This window comes from Methyloceanibacter sp., assembly GCF_058506495.1.
The window spans coordinates 32,036-51,809 of record NZ_JBZMXT010000009.1; the positions used below are offsets into that span (position 1 = coordinate 32,036).

A 19,774-nucleotide genomic window follows, 5' to 3' on the forward strand; every position below is an offset into this window, starting at 1 on the left:
TGGATACCCTGGCCGAGCCACAACATTTTCCACTTTACCCCTCGGTCGCGCCATTCCGCACGGGGCGTCTTCCCGTTTCTGGGGGGCATGACCTCTATTTCGAGGAGTGCGGTTCTCAACTGGGCAAGCCTGTCGTTGTTCTTCATGGCGGACCGGGAGCGGGCGTATCACCTGTTATGCGCCGCTTACACGATCCGAGGCTTTACCGCATCGTACTCGTCGATCAGCGTGGCTGCGGCCGGTCGCTCCCGCATGCCTCGATCGACAACAACACCACGTGGGACCTCGTCTCCGACCTCGAAGCGCTTCGCGAGCACCTCGGTATCGAACGCTGGCAGGTTTTCGGCGGCTCGTGGGGATCCGCGCTCGCGCTCGCCTACGCTCAGACGCATCCTGGCCGTGTGAGGGAGCTAATCTTGCGAGGCGTTTTTCTTATGAGGCGCTCCGAGCTCGATTGGTTCTATCGCGATGGATGCAGCTGGCTGTTTCCGGAGGCATTTTCCGACTTTCAGAATGCCATTCCCGAAGAAGAGCGCGACAACTTGGTGGGCGCCTACTATAAGCGCCTGACGAGCTCAGACCCTTCGGTGCAGCTCGCAGCCGCCCGTGCATGGACTTCTTGGGAGGGGCGGACTCTCTCGCTGCTGCCTGATCACCACCGCACGCATCACGTCGCGGCAGACCACTACGCGCTCGCCCTTGCGCGGATCGAATGTCATTACGTCATCAACGGTGGGTTTTTTGAGAACGACGAGCAACTGTTGCAGAACGCTACTCGGCTCGCAGACATCCCGGGCGCCATCGTACACGGACGCTACGATGTCGTTACACCCATCAAGAATGCAGTCGACCTGTCGAAGGCGTGGCACTCGGCGGACCTGCGCATCGTTGCGGATGCTGGGCACGCAATGACAGAATCAGGAATCGTGCATGCCTTGATCGCCGCCACGCGAATGTTCGCCGGCGAATGACTACGCGCGACCGATGCGTCCGAGATAGCTGAGCACCACCCGACGCTGACTAGGTGCAGTGCGATGCTCGATCAGGTAAATGCCCTGCCAAATGCCAAGCGCCATCCTTCCCTCCACAATTGGGATTGAGAGACTCACCGATGTCAACATCGATTTGATGTGACTTGGCATATCGTCTGGCCCCTCCTCGTGATGGGCGTAAGGGTGATCCTCGGGCGCAATTCGCTCAAGCGCGTCCAGCAGGTCGACCCGAACATTCGGATCGGCATTCTCCTGGATCGTAAGTGACGCCGAGGTATGGGTCACAAAGACCGTCAGTAGGCCGCCTTCAGCGCCGACAGACTCCAGCCATGCAGCGACCTCCCCCGTGAAATTGAAGAAACCTTTCCCGCGCGTGGGCACACTCAGAACCTGGCTGCACTCTTCTAAACCCATCACAGACACCTCCTGCTGCGTCTGAGTACAGGACCTCTCTGTCCCATCATCGGTCAACTTTTAAGGGAAAATTTACTCTGCCTTGCCACCGTCAAATGAACCGCTTCGGAAACGCCCTCGCGGTTACGCCGGCCGCTGCATGGGGAGCGGCAACGGCTGCTCATTCACGGGGAACGGTATGGCTTCAAACGCTGGTTGGCAAACTTCGGCAAGTGGCCGAAGGGCGGACAACACCACTGACGAGCAGTGCTCCGAGCGCCGCTTCGAGACACCCGACCGCCCCGCCACGCACGCATCGATTGACGCCCTTCTTAAGGAGCCGATGGACCAGCACACCGTCGCATCGCTCCTTCGACGTCTGTTGGACCGGATTGAGGAGACCGAACGCCGCTACGGCCGGGCGCTAGACGCGCTCCATGCACGGCTCGATCAGCTGTCGCAGACGACGAATACGGCGCGCAGCACGAGCGCACCGGAGAATGCCGATACGTTTGACCGCCTGCATGAGCAGGTCAGCAGTCTCGCTCGGCGGCTTGAGGGCGAGCCCAACACCCACCTCGATGACTTTGAACGCCTGGGCCGCGTTCTTGCTGATAGCCGGCAAAGCCAGCTCCACCCTGGATCAATGGCATCTCCGCGCGAGGAACCTGCTCCCAGCCAATTTGCTCAATCACTCCGCGATTTTCACCGTCCGAACCATCTCGCCCCGGAGGTTACACCACGTTTCGACTGGCGATCGGATACGAAGCCCGAGACAGCCACCCCGGATTGCGGCGACCGGCTGACCGAGATGGCAAATCGGCTGGAACAGTCGATCGGCGCGGCGATGCCGAGCAGCACGATTGAAGCGTTGAACACGCGCCTTGAGGAAATAGGCCGGCAGATCGCTGAGTCACTAAAGGCCGCGCCGAGTGGAACGGCACTCCAATATGTCGAGCGGCAAATAGCCGATATGGGCCGCCAGATAAACCGAGCCGAGGACGAACTGAGTCGTCTTGGCGGTGTCGAGGAGCGCTTGGTGCAGATTCTCGCTCGCCTGGAAGACAAGGACGCGGCCCCAAAGGCACCCGATACAGACGCCGCACAGCTTCAGGAGGTTGCGGCCAAGGCCGCCGTAGAGGCCGCACGCCTGGTTGCAGACGACTCGCGAAAGACAACAGACCGGATTGAGGCTATGCAGCGTGAGCTGAATGCCGTCAGCCAAAACAGCCGCCAGGCCAACGAAAAGCTCAATAGTTCGCTGCAATCGGTTCACGCGTCGCTAAGGCAGCTTGTGCAGCAATTCGAACGCCCGATCGCGCAGTCGGCCAAGAAGGATCCGTTCGTCGCGGAGGCTGAGCGCAAGCGGACCGCTTCGGCAAAGCCGGCTCCTGCTCAACCCGTTCGAGGCGCACCCAAGCAACCGGCGCCCTCCAAAGAGGCGGTTTCCGAAACGCCGAAGCCTGCGGCTAAAGCCGACCCTGTTCGCGAACAGCAAGCGGGAAAAAGGCAACAAGACCAGCAGCGTCCCAAAGATCGGCGCCAGCCTGCTCCGTCCCGACCAGAACGCCCGGTGGACGACGCCGAGCTCCGAGTGAAGGAGACACTCCGGAGCAGGCTCGACACAAAAGACAAGAGCCGCAAGTCACGAAATCTCCTGGCTGCGTTCGAGCGTGCTCGAGCACCGCATGTAGAAACAGCCGCGCAGGACCTCGGAGGCGACATGGGGTCAGACGCGGATACGCCGCGGGAGAAGACGGCTTCAGAAGAAATGGTGGCAGCGGCACGACGCGCTGCGCAGGCTGCGGCTGCCCAGGCCGCCGCGCTTGCCGAAAGTCGAGATCAGAAGCCGGAAAAAAAGGTGCCACGGCTTCATGTTGCATCTGAGGATCACAACCGCGACCGGAGGCGGCCTTATCTCATTCTTGCCGCCGCCATACTTCTCGCAATTAGCGCACTGCTCCTTTTCGGTCGCTTGGGATCCAACGCCACTGATGAAGTCGAGACTATCGCGCCCACCGATGAGGCAACGGCGCCTATAGATGCCAATCCGACGGCGCCGACAGCACCGGCGGCCTCACCTGCCAAACCACAATCGGGATCTTCCGGCCTCCTGCCACGTCGTGACGTGGCGCCACCACCCGGAATGGTGCCGCTGCACAATCGCGTCGGCGAAGCCAAAAGTGGCGTGACGAATTTCCCGAAGTCTCTGGGTCAGGCGACGCCGCCGAAAGTCATTACACCGATCCCTCAGCTTGCCTCGTTGAATCCCAATGAGATGACCTCAATCGCGGACGATGTTGTCTTCTCGATCGAGGAGCCATCTCCGGCGAAGGAGTTGGCATTGGCTGAGGAGCTAACGGCTTCCTCAGCGAAGGGCCCGCCGCCGCCTGAATCCGTCGGTTCGGAAGCTCTCCGCGAGGCTGCTTCGCGCGGCAACCCCGTTGCACAATACGCCGTCGCCACGCGCTACATCGACGGCCGTCATGTGATGGCAGATCCCAAGACGGGATCAGAGTGGATGGAGCGCGCTGCCCGAAGCGGCCTAGCTCCAGCACAGTATCGGCTCGGCACCATGTATGAGCGCGGCATTGGTGTTGACGCCGACGTCCAAAAAGCACGGGGCTGGTATCTGGCCGCCGCAGAACGCGGCAACGTAAAGGCCATGCATAATCTCGCGGTGAGCGTAAGCAGCGGTTCGAAGCCTAACTATCCTCTCGCTGCCAAGTGGTATGGCGAAGCAGCCAAGCGCAATTTGAAGGACAGTCAGTTCAACCTCGGCATCTTGGCGGAGCATGGCTTGGGCAGAACGAAAGACCTCGCCGAGGCCTATCGCTGGTACGCGCTTGCGGCAAGTCAGGGCGACGAGGAAGCACACAAGCGCCTCGACGTCATTAGCGCGCAACTCTCTTCCAAGAAGATCGTAGAGCTCGACGCCAAGCTCGTGACGTGGAAACCCAAGGCGCTGTCACGAGAGGCCAACACCATCACCGAGCCAGCAGGCTGGGGCGGCCAAGCCACTTCGCGAGAGTCTGATCTTGTGAGCCGTGCTCAAACCTTGCTCAACAAACTCGGTTACGACGTGGGTAGTCCGGACGGCTTAACCGGCGATGAGACAAAGGCCGGCGTCAAGCGGTTCCAAGAGCAGAATGGTCTTACACAAACCGGCGAGGTCACTACTGAGCTTGTTGCCAAGCTAGAGGCTCTCGCCAACTAAGCCGCAGAGCCGGATACTCGGGCGCTCTTTCCACACTTCCGCCTGAAATTCGGTGAGAAATGCATTCGGCTCTGCCTCGCGCATTGACTAGTCGACTTGAGACGAACTCGGTGCAAGTTCATTCGCCTTCCGAACGATCAACCGATGTTCCAGATCTATCTGCCGATTGCCGAGATTTCAGTGAACCTCATGGTGATGCTGAGCCTTGGCGCAGCGGTTGGATTTCTGTCGGGGATGTTCGGTGTTGGAGGTGGCTTTCTGCTGACCCCGTTTCTGATGCTGTCCGGGATCCCCCCGGCCATTGCCGTCGCTACTGGCGCTAACCAGATCGTCGGCACATCGGTATCGGGCACGCTCGCTCAGTGGCGGCGCGGCAATGTCGATCTGCATATGGGGGCTATCCTGATCGCAGGGGGCGTCGCGGGAGCACTCATTGGCGTCCTTCTCCTGCGTTATCTGCGCGGCGTTGGACAGGCGGGGCTGATAATCTCTCTGACTTACGTGCTGTTTCTTGGCACCATCGGTGCGTTGATGCTGTGGGAGAGCGTCAACGCGATGCGGCGTCAGCGCGCTGGCAAGACCGTTTCCGCCCGGAAGTCGGGTCAACACAATTGGATTCACGGCCTGCCCTTCAAGATGCGTTTCCCACGATCGCGGCTCTATATCAGCGCGATCCCGCCCTTGGTTATCGGTGGCCTCGTCGGGCTTCTCGCCGCGTTTCTTGGCGTTGGCGGCGGCTTCATTATGGTTCCAGCCATGATCTACATCTTGCGCATGCCAACCAACGTTGTTGTGGGCACTTCGATCTTCCAGATTATCTTCGTCACGGCTGTCGTCACGCTGCTCCACGCCACGCTCAACCACACCCTGGATATCCTTCTCGCCTTCCTCTTGATCATTGGGGGCGTCATTGGCGGACAGTTCGGTGTGCGGGCTGGGCAGAAGCTTCGCGGCGAGCAACTCCGAGCCCTCCTAGCGCTAATGGTGCTGGGTGTCGCCGTCCGTATCCTCTACGATCTCGTTGCGCGTCCGGCGGATCTGTACAGCATCATTCCAACGGCGGGAGGCTAACGTGCGCGCGACTTTCTTCCCCCCGGCACTCGTGATTTTCGCGCTTCTCGCCGGCGTCGCTCATGCACAGGTCGAGGTGCCGCCAGCACCCGTCATGAAACCTGGAACAAGCCAGGAGCGTGTACAGGCGGATATCTCGACGCGCGAGATCGCCATCCAGTCGAATTTCACTGGGATCGAGATCCTGATTTTTGGAAGCATCGACTTCAGCGATGCGCGCATGCCAACCCAAGGCAACTATGACGTTATTACGGTAGTTCGCGGCCCAACGGCTCCGATCGCCATAAGGCGCAAAACGCGCGTTGCGGGAATTTGGGTGAATGGCCCAAGCGAGACATACCCGGATGCCCCCAGCTTTTATGCTGTGCTGTCGTCACGGCCCGTACGGGCTATCGCATCGAACGAAACTGTAAACGAACTCGGCATCGGTCTCTCAGCACTCAACTATGGCCGAGGGACACCCGAGAGCTCTGAAGAACAGAGCTTCGAGTCCGCCTTGATCCGGCTGATGGAAGAGAAGGGTCTGTACACGGAAGACGATTCGGGCGTGGTCTTTATTGGCCGTAGCCTGTTTCGAGCGACCGTTGCCCTACCAACAACAGTGCCAACAGGCCGGTTCCTCGTGGATGTTTATCTGTTTCGGGACGGAGAGCTCGCAAGCAAGACCAAAGGGTCGCTGGAAGTCAGCAAGGCTGGCATAGAGGCGGCGATCTACAATCTCGCTTTCCAAAGTCCATTTCTCTACGGCCTGGTCGGCATTGCAATCGCTGTCCTGGCAGGACTGCTGGGCTGGTTCGCCTTCCGTCGTGACTAGCGCCATCAGTCCGGGATAAGCAGACTGCCCAGAACGGGGTATACGGCGTGCCTTCCCATCATCCAGGCCTCGACCTGGTTCCAGTAGAAGAGTGGTTTGAACGCATCATCCATTACGTTCAGCCCGCCCGTATAGGCACCGAAAGCCGGCATGACGAGACGGCGACCGTCGGTCGCGAAACAGCGGCGCCGGACCACGGTTCCTCGCCGGCTAATGCGGGCGATTGGATGAAGATGTCCAACGATCTCCGGTCCGGTGACCTCGTCGGACGGCTCGTGCCGAAGGACCACACCCTCGATCCTGAGCGAACCGCAGACTGTCCCTCCGATGCTATCGGGGAGGTGAGGATCGTGATTGCCGCAAATCCAGAACCAGTCCCTTCCCTTCTGTAGTGTTCGCAACAACGCGAGGTCTTCATCGGGGATCGTCTCTGCGCCTTCACTCCGGTGAAAGCTGTCGCCAAGCGCCACGACGCGCTGCGGATCGATCGCGTCGACAAGCTTGCTCAGCCGCGACAAGGTCACCCGGGTATCGTATGGCGGAAGCAGCACACCGCGCGCAGCAAAGGCTGCGCCCTTCTCCAGATGGAGATCGGCGACCAACAACACATCCTCTTCCTGCCAATACAGGGCGCCGGCAGCGAGCGGCCGAAGCGAGTGTTTTCCAATAGTCAGATGTGAACGCAAGGTGGGCGCAGTCTCAGGCATAAGATCGAGTCTAGCGTGCAGCATGCTCCCCCCCAGGGCTCTGCGTCACGTCGTCCGAGGCCTCCTTCCCCAGGGCCTCGGCGACAAGTTCTTCGGCGGTTTCACGCAACAGGGTGTCGCCTGCATCGCCCGGCACGCTCTCGCGCCCGATCTCAAGCATGACTGGAACGGCAAGCGGCGACACGTGACTCACCTCACTATGCCTGATTCGTCCACTAATTCGCTTCAAGAATTCGCCCAAACGGCGTAAGTCGATCAGCCCGGTCGCCGCATCCGCGAAAGCAGCCTTCAACAGAACATGGCCAGGCTCGTGCTGGCGAAGCACGTCGTAGATCAGATCAGAGGAAGCTGTCATCTGTCGGCCGGACTTTTCCTGGCCAGGATGGCGCCTCTCGATCAGTCCCGAAATGGTCGCGCAAACCCGGAAAGACCGTTTCATAAGATTTGACTCTGCGAGCCACGCGTCTAGATCGTCCCCGAGCATATCTTCGTCGAACAGGTCTCTCAGATTGAGTCGCCCGCTTCGAATCATCGCGCTCATATCGTTGAGCCCCCAGACAGCGAGCGCATATTCGTTCGCAACAAAGCCCAGGGGCGCGGCGCCTGCGCGCTCTAGCCGGCGGGTCAGAAGCATGCCAAGCGTCTGGTGCGCTAGTCTCCCCTCGAACGGGTAGCACACGAGGTAGTAGCGATGTCCGCGCGGGAAAGTCTCGAGCAGCATTTCGCGGGCGTTCGGAACAACGGAAAACGCCGACTGCAATTGCAACCAGTACGAAACTTGTTCCGGCAGCTTTGCCCAATCTCGGCGCTCGGACAGCATCCGCCGTACGCGCTCCGCAAGATAGGTCGAGAGCGGGAACTTCCCGCCAGCGTAGGCCGGGACCTTGGCGTCTGTAGCGTGCGCGCGGCTCACGATGGCATCCATCTCTCGCAAGCCCTGAAAGCGCAGCACCTCGCCTGCGAAGACGAACGTGTCGCCGGGCGTCAGTTGCTCAACGAAGTATTCCTCGACCTCTCCCAAGACGCGGCCTCCAGCCAGCACGCCCGTGGGTTTGAGTGCGCCACCCTTCAAGCGCGCCAAACGCACGCGTAGCATCGGCGCCTCGACGATCGTGCCTACATTGAGCCGGTATTGCTGCGCGATGCGCGGATGGGCCACGCGATAGGTGCCCTCTTTGGTGCGCTTTAGTTTGGCGTAGCGATCATAGTTCGCCAGCGCGTATCCGCCCGTCGCCACAAAGGTTAGCACATCATCGAAGCTCTCGCGGGAGAGATCGCGATAGGGCGACGCACTTTTGACCTCTGTAAAAAGCAAATCGGCATCGAAGGGTACCGCACATGCAGTGCCGAGAATATGCTGCGCCAGCACGTCGAGCGCGCCGGGCCGCGTCGGCGGCGTGTCCTGCTGGCCCTCTTCTGCGGCTTCGAGTGCGGCTCGGCATTCCATAACCTCGAAGCGGTTGGCCGGAACGAGTAGCGCCTTGCTCGGTTCTTCGAGGCGATGATTGGACCGCCCTATCCGTTGAGCTAGGCGGCTTGCGCCTTTGGGAGCGCCGATATTGATGACCAGATCCACGTCGCCCCAGTCAATGCCAAGATCGAGCGTCGACGTACAGACGACCGCCCGAAGCTTCCCCGCCACCATGGCCGCTTCAACCTTTCGACGCTGCCCCACATCGAGCGAACCGTGGTGGAGCGCGATCGGCAGATCGTCGTCATTGAAGCGCCACAACTCGTTGAAGAGCAGTTCGGCTTGCGAACGCGTGTTGACGAACAGCAGGCACAGCTTGTGCGCTTTGATCGCCTCATAGATTTCGGGGAGCGCATACCGCGCCGAGTGCCCAGCCCAAGGCAAATCAGCATCGGACTGGAGGATCTTGATGTCCGATCTCGCGCCACCATCCGCGTAAACAATCTCGGCGAAATGAGTTGCGGGCGCCCCACCGTCTTGTTGGGGGACGAGATAGGCTGAAAGCTCATAGGGACGCGCGACGGTAGCCGATAGGCCAATCGTCCGCAGCCCCGGCGACAATGACCGAAGCCGAACTAGGTCGAGCGCCAGAAGGTCACCTCGCTTACTTGCGCTCAACGCATGCAGTTCGTCGAGGACAACGCATTTGAGGTCTCCAAAGAGCTTGGCCGCACTTTTGTGCGACAGCATCAGCGCGATCTGCTCCGGCGTGGTCAGGAGAAGATCCGGCGGCAAGATGCGTTGCCGCGCGCGGCGAGCCTGTGGCGTGTCGCCCGTCCTCGTTTCGGTATGGATAGAAAGCCCCATCTCGGCGATCGGCGCTGAGAGATTTCGGGCAATATCGGTCGCGAGCGCCTTGAGCGGCGACACATATAGCGTATGGACACCGGAAGCCTGTGGCGTTAGCGGCCTGTCCGCAAGGTCGATCAGGCTCGGCAAGAAGCCAGCGAGGGTCTTGCCGCCACCGGTCGGCGCAATCAGGAGTACATCGGCGCCGCGCTCGACCGTCTCCAGTAGTTCGAGCTGATGGGCGCGCGGTCGCCAGTCCCTAGATGTAAACCAATCTGCGAATCGCTTGGGCAAAGGCGCGGGCGAGGTCTTGGGCTGACCCTCAGTCGTCCGTCTCGTCTTTTGCGCAGCCACCTAGGCGATCCCTCTTCTCTGCTGTGCTGTACACCCAGTCCGCTTGATCTTCGGGCTTGGTCCCCCCACCTGTCTGTCAAGTTTCGCGCAATACTTGGACGTGGAGGACACGCGTGTACTTGGAACGATTCTTTGGCGGCAATCCGGTTCTTGTGCTCGCTCGGCTGGCCATCATATCTCTGATCGTCGGCGTCGTCCTCGCGGCGCTGGGCTTCAGTCCTTACGACCTAATCCAGACCGTACGCGAACTCGTCCAACGCATCTACGATATGGGCTTTGCTGCGGTCGAGAGGGGATTCCGCTACTTCCTGCTTGGCGCCGTGATCGTATTTCCCGTTTGGTTCTTGATGCGGCTCCTCAAGGTATTCGGTGGCCCCGGTAATGAGGCGTCGGATGATCTTGTGCCACCGGAGCGAGATCAGCGCGTTGCGACGACGCCTAAAGAATCGCAGTCATCGACGCCGTAGCCCTTTTCCTTAAGGGCTTACCTCGAAGAACCTCTTACTAGAGCGTCTTGAATGCCCATTCGTCCGCGCGCGTGCCGGTGAGTGTTGCGAGGGAGGGGGCTGAAGCGTCTGATACCGCCTGAACCAAGCGGCGCTTAATGCGGTCCACGAGTTGGGGCCCTTCGAAGATTAGTCCCGTGTACATTTGGATGAGCGATGCGCCGGCCTCTATCTTCGCCAGCGCGCTCTCAGGAGAATCGATCCCACCGACACCGATCAGGGGCATCGTGCCGGCCGTTAGCCGATAAACCTGAGCCAACATGCGCGTCGAGCGAACAAACAACGGACGCCCGGATAACCCGCCTTGCTCTTTGCGCAGCGTTTGGGACGTCAGGCCGTCGCGTGAGAGTGTGGTGTTGGAAACGATGATGCCGTCAGCGCCGGTACCTTGAATAATCCCGACGATCTCTGGCAAGTCCGCATCGGCAAGATCGGGCGCAAGCTTGACGAAGAGCGGCGGTTTTGCGTCCGGCAGACTACGGCGTGCTTTTTCGACTTCCGTCAGAAGCTTGGCGAGCTCCTTTGGCGCCTGCAAATCGCGCAAGCCCGGCGTATTCGGAGAGGAAATGTTGACCGTAAGATAGGACGCAACCGGGCCCATGCGCGCCACGCCCGTTACGTAGTCGGCCACTCGGTCTGCACTGTCGCGGTTGGCGCCCAAGTTGACCCCGATGATGCCGGGAACCCCGTGTTCCAAGCGTTCCAACGCAGCCGCCTGCCCCTCATTGTTGAAACCGAGCCGGTTCACGACAGCGTGGTCTTCGATCGAACGAAACACGCGCGGGCTGGCATTTCCAAGCTGCGCACGCGGCGTCAGTGTTCCTACCTCCACGAACCCAAAACCCATATCAAGCAATGGAGCGGCAACACGCGCGTCTTTGTCGAAGCCGGGCGCAACGCCAATGGGGTTAGGAAAGTTGAGGCCAAGGAAAGTCTGACTTAGGCGTGCGTCGTCCGATGCAGAGCTACGCGGATAGATCCCCATCTCCAAAGATTTGATAGTCAGCGCGTGTGCATGCTCGGGATCGAGCGCGAGCATGAGCGCCTGTCCGAGGCCGAAGAACGGATTCACGCGACGCCCTCTGGAAGAATATGTCGGTTGTCTTCGTCGAGCGCGAGCAGCGTTTCGGCGACGACAGCATCCAGAGCAAGTGGGCCGTAAAGGTGCGGAAAAAGATCGCCGTTGCGCGATCTCTCCCATTTGAGCGCAGGCCCGAGTTGATGCTGATCGACCGACAACAGAACGAGATTCGCCTGACTGGCGTAATGCTTGGCGAGGGTCCCCGCGACCTGATGCCCGGCCGAGAAATGGATGAATCCATCGCGCAGATCGTCCGAAGACCCGAGGAACTGTCCCCGGCTCTTGGCCGCCTTGTAGTCGCCTTCGCTCAGGATTTTGTAGATGGGCTTGACCATTGCACGAGACGCCACACTAGCGGCCCTCTCTTCGAGCAACAAGGCAACAATCAGAGATCGAGGTTTGCGTTTTGATCAATCTATGCATGGTGGACGGGTGCACCTAAACAAGGCATAAGCGGATAGGTATTATTTCCTTGTCAACAATTCAGGAACTGGGGCCATTTCGTTGAAAAGGCTCACCCACGACCGGATTTGGTCGGCGATAGACGCCTTGGCGCATCGCTATGGACTGTCGGCATCGGGACTTGCGAAACAGTCCGGACTAGATCCTACAGCGTTCAACAAATCCAAACGCTCAACGGGTGATGGACGACCGCGCTGGCCGACAACTGAGAGTATCGCAAAGGTCCTAGAGGCGACGGGCGCGACGCTCGAGGACTTCACGACACTCGCCTCGGCCAAACCCGAGATGGTCGACCGGAACCAGCCAATTCCTTTGATCGGCATGACACAGGCTGGGGCCGGCGGATTCTTCGATGACGGCGGGTGCCCCGTGGGCGGCGGCTGGGAGCAGATCCGACTACCCCAGATCAAAGACGAAAACGTCTACGCACTCGAGGTGAGCGGCAACAGCATGGAGCCACTTTACCGTAAAGGCGATATCCTGATTGTTTCACCCAATGCGTCCACCCGAAAAGGCGACCGCGTCGTGATCCGCACGACCGATGGCGAAGTGATGGCAAAAGTGCTTGTGCGCCGCACCGCAAGGTCAATCGAACTCGCATCTGTGAACCCGGACCATCCGAATCTTGTTTTCCCACTTGAGCGGGTCGAGTGGATTGCGCGTATCATCTGGGCGAGCCAATAGACGCCACGCAGTAGCCTTACCGATGGTCCTCATCTCACGCATCATCATTATCGCGGCCGTTCTCAGCGTCGTTTGGCTCTTTTGGCCGTTCGGCAAGTTCGATGACGAAGTGCCAGTTGAACCGCCTCGCGCCGATTCGGGACTTGATCAGATATTCACCAAGCCTCTCTCCTCTGAGCCAAACGGAGAGGCGAGTAGCGACGGAGGTGAAGGGGCGGAGCAAGAAAACGCTGCCGAGAACGTCGCCGCCGTGACCCCGAAGGAGGACGCGCAACAAGGGCTCGAAAGCTCTCAGCTAAAGCCGAAACGCTTCTACCGTGTGGTCGTTGAAGACGGCAGATCACTCAAAGCCGGCACCACCACGATCAAGCTAGCTGAGATCGAAGTTGAAGGCCTCACGGGTGAGTGCACAGACTCTCGCGGTGAAGCCTGGCCCTGTGGACGAGCCGCCCGCTCCGCGCTCATGAGGCTCATCAGAGGCCGGGCCGTCGAGTGCCAGGTACCGGCGTCTGGTGAGACGGCCACTTTGGCGGCGCGCTGCTCGGTTGGCGGTAAGGACTTGTCTTTTTGGATGGTTACCCAAGGCTGGGCCAAGCCCAAGCAGCCCGCGCAAGCGGCCTTTAAGGAGGCGGAAGAAGCAGCCCGCGAGCGGCGGCTCGGGATTTGGCGCTAAGCAATATCAGCCACCCGCCAGTTCGCCTGAGAGTGCTCTTGCGATGAGCCCGCGCGTGTTTTCGATTCCGTATAGCTGCACGAAAGACCCAAACCGAGGCCCCTGCGACTGCCCAAGCAGAACCTGATATAGCGCTTGGAACCACGCCCGCAGAGGCTCAAATCCATGATCTTTGCCGACGGCATAAACCTCATTCTGAATTTCTTCGGCCAGGACGCCATCCGGCAGTGCGACGAGCCGTTTGTCGAGATCGACAAGCGCCTCTCGTTCCTGGTCACTTGGCGCGCGGTACTCCTTCGATGGCCGCACGAAGTCGTGGAAGTAGCGGATCGCGTAGCCGACTAGCTCGTCGAGTAGGGGCTGGGACTCGGGACTTGCTTCAGGCGCATAGCGCTGAATGAATCCCCACAACACAGACCGGTCTTCTGAATTCGAAGCCGAAGCGAGGTTGAGCAGCAGCGCAAAGCTGATGGGCAAGTCGGCTTGAGGCGGGTTGCCCTCGTGTATGTGCCAGACGGGATTCATCAGCTTCGCAGCCTGTTCCTCTTTCGGGAAGGCCGCGAGATGCCCTGCGTATTCGTCGACCGCACGCGGGATCACGTCGAAATAGAGTCGCTTCGCCTTTTTTGGGCTCTGATACATATAAAGAGCAAGACTCTCGGGCGATGCGTAGGACAGCCATTCCTCGATCGTCAGACCGTTACCGCGCGACTTGGAGATCTTCTCGCCGTTCTCGTCGAGGAACAGCTCATAATTGAAACCCTCCGGCTGCTGGCGGCCGAGAATGCGGCAAATGCGACCGGACAGACGCACCGAATCAATCAGGTCCTTGCCCGCCATCTCGTAATCAACGCCGAGCGCGGCCCACCGCATCGCCCAGTCCGCCTTCCACTGCAGTTTGCAGTGGCCGCCCGTGACGGAGACTTGCGTTAGCTTCTCCGTATCCGGGTCCTTGTAGAGAACAGACCCCGCGGCCAGATCGCGATCGATGATCGGAACTTGCAAGACCTTGCCCGTCGCTGGCGAGATCGGCAAAAACGGGCTGTAAGTGGCGCGCCGCTCAGGCCCCAAAGTCGGCAGGATCACGTCGCGGATCTCATCGTAGTGCTCCAGCACGCTCAGCAACGTGGCGTCGAATCGGCCAGACGTGTAGCACTCCGTGGCTGAGAGAAATTCATATGAGAAGCCGAACGTGTCCAGGAAGGCTCTCAGCCGCGCGTTGTTGTGCTGGCCAAAGCTCGGATACTCGTTGAAGGGATCCGGAACTTGCGTCAGCGGCTTTTCCAAGTGAGCCGCGATCATCTCCTTGTTGGGGATGTTGTCCGGTACTTTGCGCAAACCATCCATATCGTCGGAGAAGCAGATCAGCCGTGTCGGGATCTTGTCCTCCGTCAGAACCCGAAAAGCGTGGCAAACCATTGTGGTCCGCGCGACCTCGCCGAACGTCCCAATATGCGGGAGCCCCGAGGGTCCATATCCAGTCTCGAATATGATCGGTCCTGTAGGCTCAGGAATGCGCTTTAGCCGGCTGAGAACCTTGCGTGCCTCCTCGAACGGCCACGCTTTACTCACATGGGCGTAAGCCAGCAGTCCGGAGTTGATCTCAATTGGGGCCACATCGGGGCCAGCGTTTGTGGTCTCGGGCATGACAAAAATGGGCGTGCAGAAGAGGCAGGCAATGACGCCCACGTCGAAGGGCGCCCTTACAGGAAAACAAATTTCACAGATTTCCGCATGGCGCTAGTGTTTCCCAAACTTTCTTCTCAAACAGGCGCTTGCTCGCTCCGCTTCAATTTCATACCGTCCCGCCCGTTTAGACAAATACGGCAAGAAAGGGTGAAAAGCCGATGACGAAGTCCTTGGACCATCACGACGCGCTTATCTACACGATGGTCACAACCTCGGCGGTCGATCGGACCATGTCCGGCGCCGAACTCGCCCGAATTGGGGAGATCGTTTCGCATTTGCCCGTGTTCGCGGACTATAACGACGATGGCCTTGTGGCAGCCTCTCAGGCCTGCGGCGAGCTCCTTGGTAGCGAGTCGGGCCTTGATATCGTCCTAGAGCTGATCCGAAGCAGCCTACCGTTCGAACTGCGCGAGACGGCATATGCTATCGCACTAGAAGTCGCCGCCGCAGATCTCGATGTACGACCGGAAGAAACTCGTTTCTTGGAGCTTCTTTCTGAGGCGCTTGAGATCGATATGCTCACGAAGTCGGCAATCGAGCGCGGCATTCGGGCCCGAAACAAGATCATTTGAGACAGACGTCCGACTACCGAGCGAGCTTTCCCGCACCTGAGTAGAGTGCCCCGCCAATTACACACGGCACCGCGATCTGCGCCTGGCCGAGCGCGGACGCGGCTACGCACCCCGTCGCGATCGCAATGGAGCCTGCAGTCCAGCCCTTGGACATGCCCGCATCTGCAGTAAGCTGACGGCGCTCTGCGTCTTCGATTGCTCCGTATTGCTCTTTTCGAATTTTCTCAGCTTCGAACAGCGACGCGGCCTCGATGACGTCTTCTAAAGGACCGGCAATCTCCTTAGGCTGGTTAGCGAGCTCAGCGCGATACAGATCGATTAACTCGCGATCGCGCTCCGCATAAGATGCGAGCGTCCACTTTGCGGTCCCACCGGTTTTGACTTTCTCAACATTGTTGGCGTCCTTGCCCCAACCCGATGCCAGCTTTTCGAAGAAGCCCGCTTTCTCAGCTCCCTTCGACCATTTCAGCGCCTGCATGATGCGCATGACAGGTTCGTGCTGCCCGGACGCGACGTAGTAGCCCCAAAGCGCATAGACCGCTGTTGTACCCCCCGTTTCGAGCTCCATCGCCTGCAGCGTCGCCCGTCGTCCGTTGAGCAAGTCATCGATCAGCGGCTTACGCAAAGGCATACGATGCGCGTTCTTTTCCATCAGGTCTTGCCAGTCGGGTCGCCCTGAATAGGCAATCGCGCGGATAATGACCTCCTGCTCCTTTGGGGGCATGGGGAACATCTTCGGGATCAGCCCGGGTCCGTCATTGGGGTTCGTGCCAAGTACGCCAGCGATGAAGCCGATGCAGAACCAGCGCTGTTCCTCATCCGTGAAGAGGCGATGGTCTCGCATAGCGTGGACGGCGGCGGGAACCCTCCAATATTGCGGCCGGTCGCGATAGTTGGAGACCCAGTCGAGCAGGCGCTCGGCCGATACAAATTCGGGCGCAGCTGTCGCTGCGTGGGGAGATCCAACGGGGTACTGAGTTGGTCGGTTGAGCTGGTCGTGAAGGGGCTGAGGCGCCTCCTGATAAGGGGGCTCGGCGGCGACCACTCCAGTGCTTGCCTGCGGCGTGGGCGCAGACGCAGCTGGTTGCGGTTGACGCGCTGGGTCGGTCTCATTCTGGGTCGGGCCGAGACGCTGCGGAGGCGAGAAACGATTGTTCTGGGGACGCACTCGAGGCCGACCGGGCGCGGTTTTCGAGAAGACGCTGCTATTTTGCGCGCGTACGGTGCCGTCAGCCGCCAGCGCAGCATTGGACTGCGCAGCGGCCGCTAGGCCTATGAGACCAACCGCGACGATATAGGCAGTACGCATGCCATCAGCTTCCTCCCCCCAACCCCAGAGTGCTGACGAACCAGGACATACGGTTAACGCTTTTCGCGCGTTACTCGTTCCAGAAACCAAGCATTTTCAGATAGTTCTTGGCTATTTAAAGGCCGTTGCGTTAACCATAAGAGAAGGTTGCCAATCGCTTTGGCCCAAAGAGTCCGGCCGCCCCTCATCTTTTGACGCGGCACCATGCCGCCACCTCGCGCCGTTTTGATCGATCGTGCCATTGGAACGCCACGCCAGGCAGGCCAAACTGCGCGCCATGGAAACCCCATTTGCATTCAATGACTCTTTGGTTCGTTTCAGCATCTTCGCCAGCCTGCTGGTCCTATTCGCGTTGCTTGAGCTCGCGTGGCCGCGTCGTCAGCTGATCGTCTCAAAGGGGCGACGCTGGTTCACAAATGTTGGAATGGGCGCGCTGACTGGTTTGCTTATGCGGTTCATCGCGACACTGGCCGTTCCACTGACCGCCGTCGCGGCTGCATTCTACGCTCAGCAAAACCAGCTCGGACTTTTGAACAATGTGGATTGGCCGCAGTGGCTAAAGATCCTCATTGTCCTTGCGGTCCTCGACCTTGCGATCTGGGCGCAGCACCTCGCGTCACACAAAATTTCGGTCTTGTGGCGCATCCATCGCGTGCACCACGCCGATCGCGACATCGATGTGACAACAGCGATCCGCTTTCACCCCATCGAGATTGTCTTATCCATGTTGTGGAAGATCGCAGTCGTCGTCCCCCTCGGAGCCTCTCCATTTGCTGTTTTTCTGTTCGAGGCGATCCTAAACGGGTGTGCGATGTTCAATCACTCAAACATCAACTTGCCACGCTCGCTTGACCGCGTCCTTCGCCTCTTCATCGTCACGCCAGACATGCATCGCGTTCATCACTCCGTGTTCAGGCCCGAACACGACTCCAACTATGGGTTCAACCTGTCAATTTGGGATCGGATCTTCCGCACCTACACAGCCCAGCCGAAGGATGGGCATCTGGGTATGCGGATCGGGCTCGATTCATTTCAGACAGCCGCGCCCACGCAGCTCGGTTGGAGCCTGTGGCTGCCTTTCAAGCGCGAAGCGTTCATGGACGATGAAGCTCAGCGAGAACCGCCCGAATATGCGGCCAGAAGCACCGAGACGCTTCGCTAGAAGAAGTTCATGGGGAAGTAACGCAAGAATAGCTCCTCATACGTGCCGCGCGCATGGACCTGCTCAAGTGCATAGTTAAGGGCTCGCACGAGCGTGCGGTTGCCCTTCTCAACGGCAATGCCGACGCCTTCGCCGAAGAACCGCGCGTCTAGGTAAGGACCACCTCGAAATTCGCAACAGCGGCCGCTCTCAGCACCGTTGAACCAAAAAGCGAGCGTGATCCCATCTGCGAATACGAGATCGATCGCTCCTTCTTTGAGCGCTCTTTGAGCCGCCTCACTTGTATCAAAGGTGGCGAGTGCCGCTTCCGGGAAGAACGTCTTCAGATAGGCTTCATGCCCACTGTTCTTGGCAACGCCGACCTTTAGGCCCTCGATCGTCTCAGGAAGGATGTCGGCAACGTCGCTATCTTGCCTTGCCGCAAAGCGCGCGGGGGTCGCATAGTAGCGCAACGTAAAGTCTGCGGATTTCAGCGCCTCTGCCGTAATTCGGATCGAGGCGATCGCCGCATCTGCTTCGCCGACTTGGATCGCCGAAATCAATCTCGCCCAATTCGTGGCGCTGATCTGACACTCGACCTCAAGCACATCGCAGATCGCCTGAGCGAGATCGATATTGAAGCCTGTCAGCGTGCCGACTTCATCGTAGTAGTGAAATGGAGGGTAGTCCGTGTCCGTGATGAAGCGGATCTTCTTGAGACCTTTGAGGTCCGGCTTCTGACGATGGGCCTCACCCTGCCAGGCATCAGGTACGATGGGCTTCACAACGGAGGCCCGCTCCTGCGCTTGGACCGGCAACGGTCCCAAGCCTGCAATCGAGATTGCCAGAAGAACGGCACTCACCGCTGCAACAAACCTTATCATTCGAAGATCACCAGTCGTCGCAAGTATTTTCCCTCTTAGCGCGGTTGGATGGCTATAGCCAGACCAGCGCATTGTCTTCGATCCCCTATCTAGGTTGCAAGATCAATGGAAGCAATCTGAAGATGAACTCAGGCAGTTTATCTGTCGCGTTGGAGCGGGTGATGAGAATCGAACTCACGACACGTAGCTTGGGAAGCTACTGCTCTACCACTGAGCTACACCCGCTTTTCCCCTTAATAACTAGCGTCACCGGGACGCATTGAGAAGGCAGCTTTGAAACAAATGCTCACGCAAGGGTGATGCAATATTGGCTTGCGGTTCACACGCGCGCATCCACTAATGCGCGAAAAAGCCAAGGAAGAATCTGTCGCACCTATGACTGACGCCTCCCTCGCAATACAATTAGAAAAATTCTCCGATCCCGACTTGACCGTTGACGGCAAGCGCCGTGCCCGCGTGTCGCTCGAACTGCTTAGTACGCTTTGGATTAATACAGGCACGCTGTGCAATATAGCGTGCCGCAATTGCTACATCGAATCGAGCCCTACCAATGATACATTCGCATATATAAGCCGCGCCGAGGCCGCCGCGTTTCTCGACGAGATTGCGAGCGATGGCTTGCCAGTAACGGAGATCGGATACACCGGCGGGGAACCCTTCTTGAATCCGGACATATTGGGCATGCTTGCCGACGCTCTTGAGCGCGGTTTCTCGGTGCTCGTCTTGACAAATGCCATGCAACCGATGTTGCGGCCACGCGTGCGTGCAGGGCTGCTCGATCTGCGGAAAGCCCATGGCGACCGCTTGACGCTACGCGTCAGTCTCGATCACTACACGGCCGCGCTCCATGACGAGGAGCGTGGCCCTGGATCCTTTGCAAAAACCTTGGAGGGAATCGATTGGTTGGCCGAACATCGCTTCTCCATCGCCTTGGCGGGCCGGACCTGCTGGGGAGAGGCTGACCG

General features: G+C 59.3%; 18 protein-coding genes and 1 tRNA gene. 10 read left to right on the forward strand and 9 right to left on the reverse strand.

All coding sequences use genetic code 11. The features are described from left to right. Nucleotides 1–8: 8 nt before the first annotated feature. Nucleotides 9–971 (forward strand): prolyl aminopeptidase, encoded by a 963-nt coding sequence (pip, locus tag AC33YF_RS03595; protein WP_491775848.1) that lies wholly within the window; start codon nt 9–11, stop codon nt 969–971. On the opposite strand, the gene AC33YF_RS03600 is transcribed toward pip, so the two are convergent. Next, nucleotides 972–1,406, reverse strand: a complete 435-nt coding sequence (locus tag AC33YF_RS03600) for a secondary thiamine-phosphate synthase enzyme YjbQ (protein ID WP_491775830.1) — start codon at nt 1,404–1,406, stop codon at nt 972–974. A 178-nt stretch (nt 1,407–1,584) separates the two neighbouring features. On the opposite strand from AC33YF_RS03600, the gene AC33YF_RS03605 reads away from it, so the two are divergent. The 3 genes from AC33YF_RS03605 to AC33YF_RS03615 all read left to right on the forward strand — a co-directional run bounded on the left by AC33YF_RS03605 (nt 1,585) and on the right by AC33YF_RS03615 (nt 6,487). Next, nucleotides 1,585–4,602: an SEL1-like repeat protein gene (locus tag AC33YF_RS03605; protein ID WP_491775831.1), complete on the forward strand. Its 3,018-nt coding sequence runs from the start codon at nt 1,585–1,587 to the stop codon at nt 4,600–4,602. Between the two features lie 144 nt (nt 4,603–4,746). Then, nucleotides 4,747–5,673 carry a sulfite exporter TauE/SafE family protein gene (locus AC33YF_RS03610; RefSeq protein ID WP_491775832.1) on the forward strand — a complete coding sequence of 309 codons (927 nt, stop codon included), beginning with the start codon at nt 4,747–4,749 and terminating at the stop codon, nt 5,671–5,673. 1 nt (nt 5,674) lies between these two features. Beyond that, nucleotides 5,675–6,487, forward strand: coding sequence for a TIGR02186 family protein (locus AC33YF_RS03615; RefSeq protein WP_491775833.1), 813 nt, complete (start codon nt 5,675–5,677; stop codon nt 6,485–6,487). Nucleotides 6,488–6,492: 5 nt separating this feature from the next. On the opposite strand, the gene pdeM is transcribed toward AC33YF_RS03615, so the two are convergent. Continuing rightward, nucleotides 6,493–7,218, reverse strand: a complete 726-nt coding sequence (gene pdeM / locus AC33YF_RS03620) for a ligase-associated DNA damage response endonuclease PdeM (RefSeq protein ID WP_491775834.1) — start codon at nt 7,216–7,218, stop codon at nt 6,493–6,495. Then, nucleotides 7,205–9,808: a ligase-associated DNA damage response DEXH box helicase gene (locus AC33YF_RS03625; protein ID WP_491775835.1), complete on the reverse strand. Its 2,604-nt coding sequence runs from the start codon at nt 9,806–9,808 to the stop codon at nt 7,205–7,207. The genes pdeM and AC33YF_RS03625 overlap by 14 nt, the downstream gene beginning before the upstream one ends. A 119-nt stretch (nt 9,809–9,927) precedes the next feature. Here AC33YF_RS03625 and AC33YF_RS03630 point away from each other — a divergent pair, with 119 nt between their 5' ends. Continuing rightward, nucleotides 9,928–10,275, forward strand: a complete 348-nt coding sequence (locus tag AC33YF_RS03630; RefSeq protein ID WP_491775836.1) for a DUF6460 domain-containing protein — start codon at nt 9,928–9,930, stop codon at nt 10,273–10,275. A gap of 37 nt (nt 10,276–10,312) precedes the next feature. Here the strand turns inward: AC33YF_RS03630 and AC33YF_RS03635 are convergent, their stop codons facing one another. Continuing rightward, nucleotides 10,313–11,386, reverse strand: coding sequence for a quinone-dependent dihydroorotate dehydrogenase (locus AC33YF_RS03635; protein ID WP_491775837.1), 1,074 nt, complete (start codon nt 11,384–11,386; stop codon nt 10,313–10,315). Then, the gene (locus AC33YF_RS03640) at nt 11,383–11,730 is read right to left on the reverse strand and encodes a DUF952 domain-containing protein (protein WP_491775838.1); all 348 of its coding nucleotides are present in this window, start codon (nt 11,728–11,730) and stop codon (nt 11,383–11,385) included. Before AC33YF_RS03640 ends, AC33YF_RS03635 begins: the two co-directional genes overlap by 4 nt. Before the next feature lie 169 nt (nt 11,731–11,899). On the opposite strand from AC33YF_RS03640, the gene AC33YF_RS03645 reads away from it, so the two are divergent. Next, entirely contained in the window at nt 11,900–12,541 is a 642-nt protein-coding gene (locus AC33YF_RS03645) for a S24 family peptidase (RefSeq protein ID WP_491775839.1), read from the forward strand. A gap of 22 nt (nt 12,542–12,563) precedes the next feature. Continuing rightward, nucleotides 12,564–13,214 (forward strand): thermonuclease family protein, encoded by a 651-nt coding sequence (locus AC33YF_RS03650; RefSeq protein ID WP_491775840.1) that lies wholly within the window; start codon nt 12,564–12,566, stop codon nt 13,212–13,214. 6 nt (nt 13,215–13,220) lie between these two features. On the opposite strand, the gene AC33YF_RS03655 is transcribed toward AC33YF_RS03650, so the two are convergent. Beyond that, a complete protein-coding gene (locus AC33YF_RS03655) occupies nt 13,221–14,861 on the reverse strand; it encodes a lysine--tRNA ligase (protein ID WP_491775841.1) in 1,641 nt (546 codons plus the stop codon). A gap of 200 nt (nt 14,862–15,061) precedes the next feature. Between AC33YF_RS03655 and AC33YF_RS03660 the strand changes: the two genes are divergently transcribed. Further along, complete coding sequence (locus AC33YF_RS03660) at nt 15,062–15,475, forward strand: tellurite resistance TerB family protein (RefSeq protein WP_491775842.1); 414 nt, start codon at nt 15,062–15,064, stop codon at nt 15,473–15,475. A 13-nt stretch (nt 15,476–15,488) separates the two neighbouring features. On the opposite strand, the gene AC33YF_RS03665 is transcribed toward AC33YF_RS03660, so the two are convergent. Continuing rightward, the gene (locus AC33YF_RS03665; RefSeq protein WP_491775843.1) at nt 15,489–16,784 is read right to left on the reverse strand and encodes a hypothetical protein; all 1,296 of its coding nucleotides are present in this window, start codon (nt 16,782–16,784) and stop codon (nt 15,489–15,491) included. A 277-nt stretch (nt 16,785–17,061) separates the two neighbouring features. Here AC33YF_RS03665 and AC33YF_RS03670 point away from each other — a divergent pair, with 277 nt between their 5' ends. After that, nucleotides 17,062–17,946 carry a sterol desaturase family protein gene (locus AC33YF_RS03670; protein ID WP_491775844.1) on the forward strand — a complete coding sequence of 295 codons (885 nt, stop codon included), beginning with the start codon at nt 17,062–17,064 and terminating at the stop codon, nt 17,944–17,946. Here the strand turns inward: AC33YF_RS03670 and AC33YF_RS03675 are convergent. Together AC33YF_RS03675 and AC33YF_RS03680 are read right to left on the reverse strand one after the other, a co-directional pair. Next, nucleotides 17,943–18,809, reverse strand: a complete 867-nt coding sequence (locus AC33YF_RS03675; protein WP_491775845.1) for a transporter substrate-binding domain-containing protein — start codon at nt 18,807–18,809, stop codon at nt 17,943–17,945. The genes AC33YF_RS03670 and AC33YF_RS03675 overlap by 4 nt on opposite strands. A 150-nt stretch (nt 18,810–18,959) precedes the next feature. Further along, a tRNA-Gly gene (locus AC33YF_RS03680) sits at nt 18,960–19,034 on the reverse strand. Between the two features lie 150 nt (nt 19,035–19,184). Between AC33YF_RS03680 and AC33YF_RS03685 the strand changes: the two genes are divergently transcribed. Then, the coding region (locus AC33YF_RS03685) for a radical SAM protein (RefSeq protein ID WP_491775846.1) at nt 19,185–19,774 on the forward strand (590 nt) is incomplete at its 3' end.